The 14,367-nt window shown below is 70.8% G+C and carries 10 protein-coding genes and 4 tRNA genes; 3 read left to right on the top strand and 11 right to left on the bottom strand.

The window, feature by feature from the left end:
• Positions 1-313: 313 nt before the first annotated feature.
• The 4 genes from DEJ17_RS13460 to DEJ17_RS13445 all read right to left on the bottom strand — a co-directional run bounded on the left by DEJ17_RS13460 (position 314) and on the right by DEJ17_RS13445 (position 6,205).
• Entirely contained in the window at positions 314-3,682 is a 3,369-nt protein-coding gene (locus DEJ17_RS13460; protein WP_110894661.1) for an ATP-binding protein, read from the bottom strand.
• Entirely contained in the window at positions 3,679-4,470 is a 792-nt protein-coding gene (locus tag DEJ17_RS13455) for a DUF4194 domain-containing protein (RefSeq protein WP_220033655.1), read from the bottom strand. Before DEJ17_RS13455 ends, DEJ17_RS13460 begins: the two co-directional genes overlap by 4 nt.
• Positions 4,467-6,017 carry a DUF3375 family protein gene (locus DEJ17_RS13450; protein ID WP_110894659.1) on the bottom strand — a complete coding sequence of 517 codons (1,551 nt, stop codon included), beginning with the start codon at positions 6,015-6,017 and terminating at the stop codon, positions 4,467-4,469. Before DEJ17_RS13450 ends, DEJ17_RS13455 begins: the two co-directional genes overlap by 4 nt.
• A 115-nt stretch (positions 6,018-6,132) precedes the next feature.
• A tRNA-Val gene (locus DEJ17_RS13445) sits at positions 6,133-6,205 on the bottom strand.
• A gap of 215 nt (positions 6,206-6,420) precedes the next feature.
• On the opposite strand from DEJ17_RS13445, the gene DEJ17_RS13440 reads away from it, so the two are divergent.
• From DEJ17_RS13440 to DEJ17_RS13430, 3 genes are all read left to right on the top strand, one after another.
• Positions 6,421-6,492, top strand: a tRNA-Gly gene (locus DEJ17_RS13440).
• A gap of 82 nt (positions 6,493-6,574) precedes the next feature.
• A tRNA-Cys gene (locus DEJ17_RS13435) sits at positions 6,575-6,648 on the top strand.
• 48 nt (positions 6,649-6,696) lie between these two features.
• Positions 6,697-6,771: transfer RNA gene (locus tag DEJ17_RS13430), tRNA-Val, on the top strand.
• 279 nt (positions 6,772-7,050) lie between these two features.
• On the opposite strand, the gene DEJ17_RS13425 is transcribed toward DEJ17_RS13430, so the two are convergent.
• The 7 genes from DEJ17_RS13425 to DEJ17_RS13395 form a co-directional block, all read right to left on the bottom strand.
• On the bottom strand, positions 7,051-7,566 hold the full coding sequence (locus tag DEJ17_RS13425) for an NADPH-dependent FMN reductase (protein ID WP_110894657.1): 516 nt from the start codon (positions 7,564-7,566) through the stop codon (positions 7,051-7,053).
• A complete protein-coding gene (locus DEJ17_RS13420) occupies positions 7,563-8,060 on the bottom strand; it encodes a flavin reductase family protein (RefSeq protein WP_110894655.1) in 498 nt (165 codons plus the stop codon). Before DEJ17_RS13420 ends, DEJ17_RS13425 begins: the two co-directional genes overlap by 4 nt.
• A gap of 45 nt (positions 8,061-8,105) precedes the next feature.
• Complete coding sequence (locus tag DEJ17_RS13415) at positions 8,106-8,939, bottom strand: alpha/beta fold hydrolase (RefSeq protein WP_110894653.1); 834 nt, start codon at positions 8,937-8,939, stop codon at positions 8,106-8,108.
• Positions 8,940-8,960: 21 nt separating this feature from the next.
• Positions 8,961-10,274, bottom strand: coding sequence for an NtaA/DmoA family FMN-dependent monooxygenase (locus tag DEJ17_RS13410; protein ID WP_110894651.1), 1,314 nt, complete (start codon positions 10,272-10,274; stop codon positions 8,961-8,963).
• Between the two features lie 46 nt (positions 10,275-10,320).
• A complete protein-coding gene (locus tag DEJ17_RS13405; protein WP_110894649.1) occupies positions 10,321-11,637 on the bottom strand; it encodes an NtaA/DmoA family FMN-dependent monooxygenase in 1,317 nt (438 codons plus the stop codon).
• Positions 11,638-11,768: 131 nt separating this feature from the next.
• Entirely contained in the window at positions 11,769-12,452 is a 684-nt protein-coding gene (locus DEJ17_RS13400) for a flavin reductase family protein (protein WP_110894647.1), read from the bottom strand.
• A gap of 106 nt (positions 12,453-12,558) precedes the next feature.
• Positions 12,559-14,235 carry an ABC transporter ATP-binding protein gene (locus DEJ17_RS13395; RefSeq protein WP_110894645.1) on the bottom strand — a complete coding sequence of 559 codons (1,677 nt, stop codon included), beginning with the start codon at positions 14,233-14,235 and terminating at the stop codon, positions 12,559-12,561.
• Between the last annotated feature and the right edge of the window lie 132 nt (positions 14,236-14,367).

The following is a 14,367-nucleotide window of genomic DNA, read 5'->3' as shown; positions in this document are numbered from 1 at the left end:
GGCGGGCGCCGAGCGGTCGCAGACCGTCGGCGGCGGCGGCGCCAGGCGACGCGTCGTGACCAGCGCGCGAAGGTGAGCGGGGTGTTGCGACCGGTGGGACGACGGCCGGGAGGCTCGTGGCGGACCCGCACCGCGCCTCCAGGCCGCTGTCGGTAGCGTCCGGGGCACCCGCCGGGTGGTCAGGACACCCCGCCTGCAGCGCGTCGAGTGGTCACGAACTGTCGGCTGCGCCGCCTCCATCCGACGGTTCGTGACCGCTCGGCGAACCTGAGCGGGGTGTTGCGACCACCCCGCGACCGCCACCCCGCCCGCGTCAGACGGCGGCCGGCTCCAGCCGGGCGATCTCGGTGATGGACGAGTGGCCCGTCTCGGGGTGCTTGCGCATCGAGAGGAGCCGCTCCATCGACGGTTCGAGCGCCGTGACCTTGTCGAGCGGCGCACTCACGACGAGCTGGAACCCGAGCCGGAGCCACGCCGTGACCGCACGGCCGGCGAACTCCGAGTCCGCCTTGATGAACGCCTCGTCGAGGAACACCGGCGCGAACCGGGGCCGGGGACGGGTCTCGTCACCGAGCTGGTAGCGCAGCGCGGCGCCGACGATGAACGCCACGAGCTCCTGCGTCTCACCACCGGACTTGTCGCCGAGAGACGAGTACACGCCGAGGTCGTTGCCGTCGGTGTCGTACCGGACGGCTGTGATCTCCATGTGCCGCCGGACGTCGAGCACGGCGTCACGCTGGGTGGTGCGGCCCCGGGCTGCGTCCGGGTCGGGCCGGATGACCGCCATGAAGCGCCGGAGCCGTCGGAACCGCGTCTCGAGCACGTCGTCGGTCAGTTCGGTGTCGACCGAGGCCGACAGGGCGCGGAGCTCGCGGCGGAAGGCGGTGACGTCCTCGCGGGTGACCCGGCGGATCTGGATCTTCAGGCGGTCGCGGTTCGCGCCGAAGGGCAGCTCGCGCAGGATCTCGTTCACCGGCTCGAGACGTTCCTCGATCTCGACGACGGCGCGGTCGAAGGCGCCGGCGAGCGGGACGAGGTCCTCACCGCTCCACTGCGACAGCCGCCGACGCCACTCGCTGCGACGGGCGTGCAGGCCGGTCGCCACGATCTGGTCGAGGATCGCGTGGTAATCGGGGTAGGACGCGACCCCGGTGCCGAGGTTCGGGTCCGGCCAGGCGTCCTGGTACCGCTGGAACGTCAGCGTCAACGAGGTCGACGCCGCCGCGGCACCGTCGAGGGCCTGCGAGAGCCGCTCCTCGAGCCGCCGCTTGAGCCGTCGTGTGGCGTCGTCGAACCCGTCGACGCCGTCCGGGGCACCGATCTCCTCGAAGGTCTCCTCGAGCAGGCGGGCCTGCTGGTCGTCGGGCAGCGAGCCGGGCGACGACTCGAAGCGCTCGAGGATCTCGGCGGCGGCGTCCTGGCCGTCGACGAGCACCGCGTGGCGCTCCTCGAGCCGCTGGACGGACAGCCGTGCGGCCGAGCGACGGTCGGCCGCCTCGTCCAGGGACTTCCGCAGTCGCGCGACCGAGGCCCGGAGCGTCCGGAGTCCGTCGTCGGCGGCGAGCAGTGCCTGCCGCTCCTCGTCGAGCCGGGCGAGGGAGGCGCCGAGCCCGTCGACGTCGATCGCGGCCCACGTGACGTCCACCACGTGCTGGTGTGCGGCGCGCAGCACGTCGAGCGCGGTGAGGTCCTGCGCGACGTCCGTGCGGCGGGCCTCGAGCGTCGCGAGGTCCTGCGCGATCGAGGCGAGCTCCTGCTCGACCGCGGCGACGCGGGCCTCGTTCGTGAAGCCGATGACGTTCGACTGGCGGCGGTCACCGTGCGCGCCACGACGGCCGTCCCGCAGCTGCCCGGACTCGGTGACGCGACGGCCACCACCGCCGAGGTCCGATGCCGAGGCCACGCAGCGGGCGTCCGTGCGGTCGGACTCGATCCGTTCGCGCACCCAGGTGCTGAACGGCGACGGCTTGATGGCGAGCTTGCCTGACACCATCGCCGGGTCGCCGTCGAGGTCCAGGTGCGGGCCGGTCGGCACACCCTCGAACTGCACGCGGACCGGCAGGCGCAGCGCGTCGATCGCCTCGCTGAAGTCGCCGAGACGGTCCTGGTCGACGAGCAGCGTGCGGGCGACGGGCGCAAGGACGGACTCGATGGCCGTGCGCCAGCGCTCCTCGCCGGGCAGCACGTCGAGCAGTTCCGCCACGAAGGGCAGTTCGGCCGGGTCGATGCCGGCGGCGCGGGCCATCGCGAGCCGGGCCTCGTGCATCGGCAGCGGCATGGCCCCCTGCCGGTGCTCGAGCGACTGGCGCTCCTGGCGCAGGGACCGTTCGCGGTCGAGGAGCGGGTACTCCTCGCGGGTCAGGGCGTCGCGCCGCTCGTCGAGGGCGGTGCGCGCGTCGGTGTACGACCCGAGGAACTCGTGCGAGCTGCGCTGCGCGGCGGTGAAGTCGGCCTCGGTCTCGACGGACGTGCCGAGCACCGCGGTGCGGTCGTCGAACGTGGCGCGGGTACGGACCACCGCGTCGCGCTCACGGGTGAGCCGTTCGATGCGGTCCTCGAGCTGGGCGAGCGCGTTGCCGCCCTGGTCGCGGAGCCGGGCCTCGGCGTCGCGCAGCTCGATCTCGACGGCGGCGTGCCGGGCCTCGGCCGCGGCGACCTCGGCGCGCGACGCCGTGCGCTCGCGGGCGTTGCGCGAGACCTCGGCGTCGAGCAGGTCGCGCTTCCGCGAGGCCGTCCAGTGCGCGAACGGCGACACCTCGGCGCCGGTCGCGATGCCGTCCAGGGCCGCTGCGGCTTCGGTCGCGCGCGCGATCTCGTCGTGCAGGTCGGTGATGGGGGAGAGGATGCGGACCTTGCGCTCCTCGGTGTCCATCGCCTCGTACGCCTCGTCGAGGGCGGAGAAGTGCGCGAGGGCCCGGTCGGCCGCCTCGTAGGTGCCGGGGGTCTCGAGCACGAGCGACTTGTACAGCGCGTCGACGGTCGGCAGGTGCTGGCCGGCCTGGATCCGTGCGAGCAGGCGCATCGCCCGGTTGCCGCCGCCGGAGTCACCGATGCCCAGCCGCGTCTGCAGCGTGTACGCGAGCTCCTGGTAGGTGTCGCGGATGACGAGCCCCGGCACGCGGCCGGTCAACTCGAGGTGGTGGAACCGCGACGGCACGAACTCCTCGAGTCGGCGCAGGTCGAAGGTGTCGTCGACCGTCGCCATGGTCATCTGGATGTCGCCGACCCCGCGGGCGCGCTTCGGCACGATGTACGCACGCAGCACCGTGAAGCGCCGCTCGTCGTCGTTCCGGAACGTGACCGCCGCAGCGCCCCAGGTGGTCTGGTCGTCGCCGCGCAGGTTCACGTCGCGCAGGCTGCCGGTCTCCGGGTCGCGCCGGGTGTCGACCTTGCCGCGCAGGTACGTGAGCAGGTTGCGCTGGTCGGCGCTGCGGGCGCGGCCGGTCGTGGCGTCGTTCGAGGCGCCGTTGAACGGCACGTCGGACGGCATCATCACGGCCAGGTAGGCGTCCATCAGCGTGGACTTGCCGGTACCCGATGCGCCGGAGATGAGCGTCGCCGTGCCGGACAACTCGACCTGCCGGTGGCCGTGGAACCCACCCCAGTTGACGACCTGCATCGACTCGGCGCGCCACTGCGCGACCGTGTCGAACAGGGCCGGGATCTCGAACGTGTCGGTCATGCGCTCGCCTCGTCCAGGTTGGTTTCGGTCTCGGGGTCCGTGTCGTCGTCAGCCGGGAGGCCCGGGTCGTCCCCGTCGGTCGGCTCGCCACCCGGGGCGGTCGCGTCACCCTGCGCGGTGGTGGTCCGCAACCAGGCGTCCAGTTCGAGCAAGCGCTCCAGGGGGAGCAGCACCTCGACGACGCTCGCCACCCGGAAGCGGTCCGGGTCGGAGGTGCGGATCAGGATGCGCGCGGTCACGAGGCGCTCGATCGCCTTCGCGACCCGGCCCTCGTCGCGGGTTCGGTCGGTCGCGGTCGCCGGACGGAAGCCCGCCACGTGTCCGAGGACCTCGGACCGGTCGACGACCACCTGGTCGGGCCCCGGTCGGGTGTCAGCACGCAGGCGCATCCGCAGGTAGACGAGGACGATCGTCTCCTCGCGGGTGTACGGCAGGTCGCGGAGCAGGGTCGGGAACGTGCGGCGCTGGCTCTCCGACCGGGCCTGGCGCTTCCAGGCGACCTCGCGGTCACGGTCGACGTGGAGCTCGAGGAACAGGTCGTTCAGCCGGGAGCGCAGCTGGTACTCGGCGTCGAGCACGGCACGCCACTCGTCGGGGTGCGTACGGGAGCTGACGTACGAGTGCCGCAGGAGCGCCGCCAGGGCGCGCCGCTGGTGCTCGTCGAGCCTGCCCTCGTCGCCCTCGAAGAGGGCGAAGCTGGACTCGTCACGCTCGTCGTCGTGCATCACCGATGCGGGGTCGTCGTAGGGGACCGTCTCGTCGACCGGTGCCGGCGTCGTGTCGCTCACCGTGCCTCCTGTGCGTTCTCGTGGTGTGCGTCGCCGACCGGAGTGCGCTCGTCGTCGAGCGCAGCGGTGGGCATGTGGAAGGTGATCGCGGTGCCGTCGGGCCGGACCGTGCGGTGCTCGGCGACGTGGGCGGCCGACTCGAAGTCCTCGCGCCCCGTGAGCAGGTGCGCGAGACCGAAGAGCTCGACCGGCCGGCGCTGCTCGGGCGGCAATCCGTGGAACGCCTCGACGCTGGAGTCGGCCTCGGCGAACCGCAGCGCCGCGCGCAGCTCGGTCAGGAGCGGCCCGCCGTGCTTGCGGAGCATCTCGACGTCGAGGTCCTCGAAGACGTCGTCGTCGGGCTCCTCGATGGGTGGCGGGACGGACTCGGCGTCCGGGTCGTAGAAGCGTTCGCGCAGCGTGCCGACCTCGGCCGCCGCCGGCAGGAGCGGCAGCGGGATCCGGTCGCGCGCCCCGCCCTGGGCCATCAGGGTGGCGAGGCCACGGTTGATCGAGCGGAGCACCGCGTCGAGCTCGCGGTCGCGCACCACGTCGTGGGCCACGATCTGGTCGCGGAGCGTGGCGGTGAGCTGACGGCGCTGGGCGAGGACGTCCTCGATGCCCTGGCGCAGGATCGTCACGGTGTTGCGGAAGGCCCGGCGCTCGCCCGCTCCGAGACCCTGCGCGAACGGGTGCGCCAGGATCGTCGCGATGTCGTCGCGGAGCCGCAGGAGCAGGGCGTCGTCGCGCAGCAGTTCGAAGGCGCCCTCGAAGGCACGGCCCTCGGGCGTCGCTTCCATCAGGTTGTCCGTGCGCGCCAGGTAGTCGTCGAGGATCTCGCCGATGGGGCGGACCTCTTGCCGGAAGTCCTCGACGATCGAGCGGTGCATCGTCGCGACCGCTTCTTCCACGCGCTTGAAGTCGCTCGGCAGCTGCCGGATCAGGTCGGAGATGTTCGTGTACCCGTCGCGCATCCGGTCGTCGTCGACGGCCACGACGTCGTCGCCGTGCTCCAGGCGCTCCCGCTCTGCCTGCAGCTCGGCGATCTGGGCGTCGATCCGGCGGATCTGCACGTCGGGGTCGGGCTCGGCGCGGGCCGCCCACCGGTGGACCGCGTCGACGATCATCGCCAGGCGGCTCTCGCTGATCAGGGCGCGGTCGGCCGACAGGGCGTCGACGAGACTCAGCGCCTCGAGGGCGTGGCTCGTCAGGGAGTACTGCTCGTCGCCGTCGGGGGAGTTCGAGCGGACGAGCCACTGGGCGCCGACCCACTCGCGGCACAGGGCGCGGCCGTTCGGGCGGGTCTCCTGCTCGCCCTCGGGCAGCTCGCCGGCCGTCGGCACGGGCTGCTCGCTCGCGGGCACGCGTGCGCCCGCTGCCTGCAGGCGCGCGACGTGCTCCTCGACCTGCAGGTGCATGCGGTCGGCGGGGACGTACTGCACATCGCGGTCGAAGACGGTGCGGAACACGGCGAGGACCGTGGCGCTGGTCGGCCGGGACATGAGCCGCAGGGTCGGACGGTCGAGGACCGCTCGGACCCGGACGAACTCGAGGTCGACGTCGGTCATGCGCCCCTTCGTCCGATCGTGCTGGTGGTGAGGCCCGCGTGCTGGGGCCTGATGAGATGACAAGAGCCCGACGCTGCTGCGTCGGGCTCTTGTCGGTGGTGTTCGTGTTGCTCCGTGGGCGATACCAGACTCGAACTGATGACCTCTTCGGTGTGAACGAAGCGCGCTACCAACTGCGCCAATCGCCCCCTGCACTGTTCGTGCGAGTCGATACTAGCGGAAGTCCGGCGGTGCATCGAACACATCGCGCGGCCCGGGTGTGGCGCGCTGCCCAGAGGGGGTGTCGAACCGCCCCGATCCGCATGAACTCGGGGGACACGCCCGGTGAACGGGGAGGATTTTGGCGGAAGTGCCCCGGTGCGTATAGAGTTTACGTCGTCGCCGCGACAGCGGAACGACAAGTGCGGATGTGGCGCAGTGGTAGCGCATCACCTTGCCAAGGTGAGGGTCGCGAGTTCGAATCTCGTCATCCGCTCGAGTGTGGGTCTTCTCGAAGGCCCGCGACTCACCAGAGGGTATCCCACCGTTCGGGTACTCACGGAGACGTGAACCTCGATGGTGGGGTGGCCGAGAGGCTAGGCAGCGGCCTGCAAAGCCGTCCACGCGGGTTCGAATCCCGTCCCCACCTCCAGATCCACCCTCCAAAGACCTTGATGGACTCCGGTCCACGCAGGGGCTTGGGCGATTGGCGCAGCGGTAGCGCGCTTCCCTGACACGGAAGAGGTCACTGGTTCGATCCCAGTATCGCCCACCACCACGAAGCCCCCGGCAGGACCACCAGGTCCGGTCGGGGGCTTTCTTCGTCCCGGGAGTCAGACGGCCGGTCGGACCGATCGTCGGTCGACGACGAGGGGCCACGGGGGCCGGTTGCTTTGCTGAGCAGGACGCACGTGGTCCACGGGGTGAACACCGAGCACGACCCCTCGTGAGGGCCCTCGACGGCGCACGGCGCGCGTTCGCGTTACGGATGGTTCACTGCAACGCAGCCTGGCAACTGATGACTGCGCGTCGAACAACCACTCGAGCCGGTCCATCAGCTTCGGTCTCGACTGGACAGCATCGTGGTGATCGCCGGGCGCCAGCGCGTGAGCCACGGGTCGAGTGCGCCGGGCTCGGCGAACCCGCGATCGGACAGATACAACCCCTGCACCGGGACGACCGCACCGAGCTCGACGAGCACGGGCTTGAGCAGCAGTTCGGGGGCGAGGTGGTGGGCCGGTCCGGCTCCGAGCATCAGCGGCACCGCGGTCACCCCCGCCATGCCGTCGCCGGATGCGAACTGGTCGAGGAACAGCTTGAGCACCCCCGAGTACGTGGCCTTGAACGTCGGGGACGCGATGACGACGAGGTCTGACACCGCCACGGCCCGGACCGCCTCGGTCACCGCAGGGTCACCCCAACCGAGCAGACCGGGACCGATGTCGATCACGTCGATGACGGTGGTGGGTGGGGTCCCGGTGATCGCCGTCGCGACCAGCTGAGCGGCCTCGAGCGTCCGAGAGGACGGCTTCGGGTTCCCCGCGACCACGGTCACGGTGGGGCTGTTCATGCGCTGAGCTTCGCGAACGACGACCGGTGCCACACGAGCGGGCTGTGTGTGAAGTCGGAGAGCAGACCGTTGACCCTGAGCACGACGATGTCGTGGTCGCCGGCCGGGTAGGTGTGCTCCACGGAACAGTCGAGCCAGATCGGCGCCCCCTCGAGGAAGACCGATCCGGTGTCCGAGATCATGGTGTCGACGCCGATGAAGCGCACCGACTTGTCCCTGGACGCGAGCTGGCGGGTGACCGGTTCGTGCCGTTCCCCGAGGATCGAGACTCCGATCGACGGGGCGTCGGCGAGGGCCGGCCAGGTCGTGGAGGTGTGCTGCACGGCGAACATGACGAGTGGCGGGTCCTGCGAGACGCCGACCGTGAAGGACGACGCGACGAGGACGGTCGGCTCGTCATCGACGACCGCGGACAGGGCGGCGACGCCGCACGGGAAGCCCGAAAACGCCTGACGGAGCAGGGCAGGGTCGGCGGTGGACGGAGAGGTGAACATCGGTGCTCCTTCGGGAAGGGGTCGAACGGGAGTCGGGTGCGGCGCTCAGTCCGCCAGTACGTGGGCTCGCAGACCGGCGCGGTCGAGCGCGCCGGTCACTGCAGCGACGAACGCATCCGTGGCGAGCGCCGGGAACTGCCCGGTCGACGGCATCGGGACGACGTTCGTGCCGGGGACGACGCCGAACACGATCGGATCGTCGGGAGTGAACTGCGCGGCCGGCGGTTCGAGGACCGTGAGGTGCACGCCGGCCGCGACGAGCGCGTGCATGTCCTCCCACGTCTGCCGGTGGCCGCGGAACACCGCCGGGTAGACCGAGGCGTAGCGGTCGGCGTTCGCGATCGTGTCCGCGACGGCCTCGTAGAGCACCCGTGGGTTGTCGGTGCCGTACAGGCCGACGTTCTTCGCGTAGAGCTTCGTCAGGGTCGACCGGTCCGCCGGGAACGCGATCGGCGGCGCCCAGTCGTTCGCCCAGTGTTCGAACGCGGCATCGTCCGGCTCCTCCTGCGCGTAGAGCACGGCCCCGGGCACCCGGTCCGCTCCGGCCGCGACGGCCATCGCCGTGACGAGGGCCGAGCCGGTCTTCATGCCGACCGGCAGGAACGGTCCGACACCGAGCCCGTCGAGTGCCTGCAGCAGCACGGTCGCGTAGTCGCCGAGGGGTCGGTCGGCCGGTGCGTCGTCGGACTGCCCGAACCCCGGGGTGTCGAACGCGAGCACGGCGACGTCCTCAGGGAAGGCCTCGAGCACGGGGTCGTAGACCGCCGAGGTGCGCGGCGACTCGTGGTACATCGCGATCACGCTCGCAGCCGCCTCGGGAGCGAGGCCCCCGGCCCGGTAGTGCACTTGGCCCCAGTCGGTGTGGATGTATCCGCGCATGTTGGTTCCTTCCAAGAGGAGTCAGAATGCCCGCAGGTTGTCCCGAAGGTGCTCGTGGTCGTACTCGGTGCGGGTCAGCCCGCGTGCCTGGAGTTCGGGGACGAGCCCGTCGCAGACCTCGGCGATGAACCGCCGGGTGACGCCGTTCGTGCCGATCAGGAAGCCGTCCCCACCGGAGACGTCCGCGAACGCCTCGAGCTGGTCGGCGACCTGCTCGACCGAGCCGACGAGCGACGGACCGGCACCGCCGGCCTCCTTCGCGACCGCCTCTCGGAGCGTCAGCGTGGCGTTGCGGTCCCGGTAGAGCGCGAAGTTCTGGGTGCCGTTCGTGGCCAGGTCGAGCTCGCCGAGCGGGGTGTCGAGGGGCACGGTCGAGAAGTCGATGTCCGTGGACTTCGACATGGTCGCGAGCGGGATGTCGATGTTGTCCATCGCCAGTCGCACCCGCTCGTCCGCGCGCTGCCTGGCCTCGGCCTCGCTCGACCCGACGATCGGCCAGACGCCGAAGAGCACCTTCACCTCGTCCGGATCCCGTCCGGCGGCGGCGGCAGCGTCCCGCACGCGGTCCCGGTAGTCGCGCGCCTTCTCCGGCGACGAGTGGATCGCGACGATCGTGTCGGCGTGCTGCGCGGCGAACGCGATGCCGCGCGACGACCCGCCGGCCTGCGAGATGACCGGGCGGCCCTGGGGCGAGGGCCCGGAGTTCAGCGGCCCGCGGGTCGAGAAGTGGGAGCCACGGTGGTCGGCGTACCGGACCTTGGTGTGGTCGGCGAAGGTCGACGTCCTGCGGTCCGCGACCACGGCTCTCGGCTCCCACGTGTCGAAGAGCGCGGTCATCGCCCGGACGAAGTCCTCGGCCACGTCGTACCGGGAATCGTGCTCGTCCATCCCGTCGTGTCCGTAGTTCTGCAGCGCGCGGTCGCTCGTTCCGGTCACCACGTTGACGCCGAACCGGCCCTTTGACAACTGGTCGAGCGTGCCTGCCATGCGAGCGAGCAGGTAGGGGTGGTACGCGAACGTGCCGGCGGTGGCGATGATCCCGAGCCGTTCGGTCGCCTGGGCGAGCAGCGTCGCGACGATCATCGGGTCCTGCCGCGGCGCTTGCATCGCGTACTTCAAGTAGACCTCCATCGAGTCGCCGTAGCGGTCGCCGACGAAGGTGTTGTCCTCGATGAGGACGTAGTCGAACTTCGCGCGCTCCATCGCCCTGGCCAGGTCGACGAAGATCTGGGCGTCCTGCCAGTCGTCGCCGATCGAGCCGGAGAACGGTTGTGCCCATGCGGGCACCGAGGTGCCGTTGCAGAACCACCCGAGGTGGAAGGGTGAAGCGGTCATGAATACTCCTGTCGTCCGCGGACGTCGTCCGCGGATCTGGTCCGGATCAGAACGCGGCGAGGTTCGCCTTGAACGTGGACTCGGGGTAGTCGCTCCGGATCAGTCCCCGCCTGCGGAGCTCCGGCGCCAGGCCGGACGCGATCTCGTCGATGTACCGGCGGGAGTGGGTGCGCACCGGTTCACCGCGGATCAGGAACCCGTCGCCGCCGACGGCTTCCATGACCTCGTCCATCTGCGCCGCGACCGATGCCGGCGTCCCGACGAGCTCGACGGCTTCGGTCTGCTGCCCCATCAGGGCCTCGCGGATCGTCTTGCCCTTGGTGCGCTTCCGGAACTGCTCAAGTCCGGACTGGTGCCCGTTGGTGGTGACGTCGTCCGGAAGCGGGGCGTCGAGGTCGAACTGCTTGAAGTCGACCTCCGTGGTGATCGACATGATGCCGAGGATCGTCTCGATCTGGTCCTGGGTGAGCTCGTTCCGGCGCCGAGCGATCTCCTCGGCGTCCGCCTGCGTCTCGCCGAGGACGGGCTGGACGATGAACATCACCTTGACGTCGTCGGCGTCCCGGCCGTGCCCGACGGCCCGGGCGCGGATGTCGTCGCGGTACTCCCGCATCTGGTCGACGCCCTTCGGGGCCGAGAGCAGCACGTTGGCGTGCCGGGATGCGAAGTCGCGGCCCTTGGGTGAGCCGCCGGCCTGGCAGATGACGGGGTGGCCCTGCGGTCCGGCCGGCAGGTTGAGTGGTCCGCGGACCTTGAAGTACTTCCCGTCGTGGTGGATCGGGTGGACCTTCGTGTGGTCGGCGAGGTACCCGGTCTCGCGGTCGGCGACGATCGCGCCCGGCTCCCAGGAGTCCCAGAGCTCCTTGACCACGGTGATGAACTCGTCCGCCATCTCGTAGCGCTCGTCGTGCGGGAGCAGGTGATCGAGGCCGTAGTTCTGCCCGGCGAGGTCCTCCGAGCTGGTGACGACGTTCCAGCCGACTCGCCCCCTCGTGAGGTGGTCCATGGTCGCCATCACGCGGGCGACGAGGAACGGCGGGTAGAACGACGTCGACATCGTCGCGATGAACCCCATGTGCTGGGTGACCTGCGCGAGCATCGGCAGGAGCGGTACCGGGTCGCCCTTGGGGGAGTGCAGCCCGTGCTTCAGGTCGTTCTCGGTGCTGCCGCCGTAGGTGTCGCTGACGAGCGTGGAGTCCTCGAACATCATGAAGTCGAAACCGGCGCGCTCGAGCGAGCGGGCCATGTCCATGTAGTACTCACCGTTGAGCCAGGTGAGCGGGGTGTCGGCGGCCCAGGGGGACTTCCACGCGGGCGTCTTGAACGGGGTGAACCACGCGAGGTGGAAGGGGTCGGCTGCCATTCGTGCTCCAGAGGGGACTGAGGTGGTGGTGTGACCATTCGAGCAGGGCGCGATTTCGCCGCGACCACTGCTCCGTGAGGATTCGATTACGCGTGCAATCGGTCGCCGGTACCGCGGCTTGAACAGGGGTTTCAGGTGGTGGTGGGGATTTCCGCCTGCGGCTCGGGCGTACTGGTGGTCCGGTCCGCCACCGTTCCCGCCAATACGCCGGAGCGGTGTCCGGCGAGCACCGCTTCGGCCGACGGCACCGGGATCCGGTAGGCCGAGGTGATGGTCGTGTAGAGCGCGCCGCCGAGCCGGCCGACGGGGCGGTAGCGCTCGATGTCGATCCGCCCTCGGTCGTCGAGGACGCCGTCGTCGGTGTGCACGCCGACCACCTCGGCGAACACGAGCGTCGCGCCGGGCATCTCCTTCTCCTCGGTCGCCCGGCACTCCAGGGCGACCTTCGCACCGGCCAGGCGCTGCGGGGTGACGACTGTGCTCGGGGTGGTGTCGAGTCCGAGCAGGGCCGCTTCGTCGACGTCGGCGTCGAACAGCGCGGCGGTGTCCGTCTGGTCCGCCTCGAAGCCCTCCGTGACCAGGTTCACGACGAAGTCCCCGGTGTGCCGGATGTTGTCGAGCGTGTCCTTGCTGCCCGTGAAGGACACCATGAGCATCGGCGGGTCCATCGTGACGAGCTGGAAGTAGCTGTACGGGGCGAGGTTGTACCCGCCGTCGGGTGCAACCGACCCGATCCAGGCGATCGGCCGCGGCACGACCGCGTTCTTGATCATCCAGATGAAGTCGACGTGCTCGGACGAGGTGTCGAGGTACATGCGGTGGCCTCCTGGGGTGCGTTCGTGGGACGGGTCGGCCGGGAGGCTCGGTGTGGGTCCGGTGGGTCGGTGCGCCTCCCGGGGGCAGCCGGTCACAGTGCCCGGCTCAGGCCGCGCGGTCGTCGTCCAGCACGCGTGCTCCGGGGATCGCTCGGAGCAGTGTCCGCGTGTACTCGTGTTGCGGGGCGCCGAAGATCTCGTCGGGTGTGCCCGACTCGACGACGTGGCCGTGGTCCATGACATGCACACGGTGCGACACCATCCGGACGACGGCCAGGTCGTGACTGATGAACAGGTACGCCAGCCCGAGCTCCCGCTGCAGTTCGACGAGCAGCTCGAGGATCTGTTCCTGCACCACGACGTCGAGCGCGGAGACGGCCTCGTCGAGGACCACGAGGTCGGTCTGGAGTGCGAGGGCGCGGGCGATGGCGACGCGCTGGAGCTGCCCTCCGGACATCTCGTTCGGGAGCTTGTCGGCCGTCGCCGCCGGCAGGGCGACCCGGTCGAGCAGGTCGAGCGCGCGGGACCTCCGGCTCGCTGCGTCGCCGATGCCGTGCAGGACCATCGGTTCCTCGATGCTCCGACGGACGGTCCAACGGGCGTCGAGCGAGCCGTACGGGTTTTGGAACACCGGCTGCACGCGACTGCGGAACCGCATCAGGTCCGCTCCGCGCAGCCCGGAGACCTCGGCGCCGGCGAACGTGATCGAGCCGCTCGTCTGCTGTTCGAGCGCCAGGACCATCTTCGCGGTCGTCGACTTGCCGGACCCGGAGCCGCCGACGACCGCGACGGTCTCGCCGCGGGCGATGTCGAAGGTCGAGCCGGCCACGGCGACGAAGGGGTCCTGCCGTCGCCAGCCGCCGGAGCGGATCGGGTACTCCTTGCGGACGTCGGTGAGCCGGACGAGCGGCTCGGCAGCCGCCACCGCGATGTCGGGGCCGGTCGAGCGTGTAGCCGTCGTGACGGGGCCGTCGCCGACGAGCCGCACGGAACCGAAGTCCGGGGCGGCCGCGAGGAGCCGCTGGGTGTAATCGTGTTCCGGTCGTGCGAGTATCCCGGCGGCACGGCCCTGCTCGACGACCTCCCCGCGGTACATCACGAGGATCGTGTCGGCACGTTCGGCGGCGAGCGGCAGGTCGTGGGTGATCAGGAGCACGGCGGTGCCGAGCTCGCTCGTCAACCGGTCGAGCTCGTCGAGGATGGTCCGCTGCACGGTGACGTCGAGGGCACTCGTCGGCTCGTCGGCGATGAGGAGCTTCGGGCGGCAGGCGAGCCCCATCGCGATGAGCACGCGCTGCCGCATGCCACCGGAGAGCTCGTGCGGGTACTGGCGGGCGCGGCGCTCCGGCTCGGGGATGCCGACCATCTCGAGCAACTCGACGACCCGGGTCCGTGCGGCCGCGCCCTTGGCGATGCCGTGCACCTCGAGCGCCTCGCGGATCTGGGTGCCGACGCGGTGGATCGGGTCGAGGTTCGACATCGGGTCCTGCGGCACCAGGCCGATGCCCTTGCCGCGGATGCCGGTCATGGTGCGCTCGGGGGCGTCGTGGACCGGAACGCCGTCGAAGGTGATGCTGCCGTCCGAGATCCGGCCGTTGTCGGCGAGCAGGCGGTTGACGCTGGCGGCGGTCGTCGACTTGCCCGAGCCGGACTCGCCGACGATCGCCAGGGTCTCCCCGGCGGCCAGGTCGAACGACACCCGGCGGATCGCCTCGAAGTCACCGGACGGTGTCGTGAACGTCACGGCCAGGTCGCGGACGGACAGGAGCGGCTGCTGCGTCATGGGGCTGCCTTCGGGACGGGAGCGGAGGGTGCGGGGCGAGGGGCGCACGGGCCGGCCGATCGACCGGCCCCGACATCGCGGTGGCGGCTGCCGAGCCGCTCGTCCGGCTCACCGACGTCCGCAAGGAGTACC

Origin of the sequence: Curtobacterium sp. MCSS17_011 (assembly GCF_003224275.1) — a bacterium.
Taxonomy (GTDB): Bacteria; Actinomycetota; Actinomycetes; order Actinomycetales; family Microbacteriaceae; genus Curtobacterium.
The sequence above is the reverse complement of the archived record's forward strand: the minus strand, read 5'-3'. Positions and strand labels throughout refer to the sequence as shown.

Bases quoted from the DNA above. Each gene is read 5' to 3' on its own strand.
- DEJ17_RS13460 (WP_110894661.1), bottom strand. From the start codon at position 3,682: ATGACCGACACGTTCGAGATCCCGGCCCTGTTCGACACGGTCGCGCAG.
- DEJ17_RS13450 (WP_110894659.1), bottom strand. From the start codon at position 6,017: ATGACCGACGTCGACCTCGAGTTCGTCCGGGTCCGAGCGGTCCTCGAC.
- DEJ17_RS13425 (WP_110894657.1), bottom strand. From the start codon at position 7,566: ATGAACAGCCCCACCGTGACCGTGGTCGCGGGGAACCCGAAGCCGTCC.
- DEJ17_RS13420 (WP_110894655.1), bottom strand. From the start codon at position 8,060: ATGTTCACCTCTCCGTCCACCGCCGACCCTGCCCTGCTCCGTCAGGCG.
- DEJ17_RS13415 (WP_110894653.1), bottom strand. From the start codon at position 8,939: ATGCGCGGATACATCCACACCGACTGGGGCCAAGTGCACTACCGGGCC.
- DEJ17_RS13410 (WP_110894651.1), bottom strand. From the start codon at position 10,274: ATGACCGCTTCACCCTTCCACCTCGGGTGGTTCTGCAACGGCACCTCG.
- DEJ17_RS13405 (WP_110894649.1), bottom strand. From the start codon at position 11,637: ATGGCAGCCGACCCCTTCCACCTCGCGTGGTTCACCCCGTTCAAGACG.
- DEJ17_RS13400 (WP_110894647.1), bottom strand. From the start codon at position 12,452: ATGTACCTCGACACCTCGTCCGAGCACGTCGACTTCATCTGGATGATC.
- DEJ17_RS13395 (WP_110894645.1), bottom strand. From the start codon at position 14,235: ATGACGCAGCAGCCGCTCCTGTCCGTCCGCGACCTGGCCGTGACGTTC.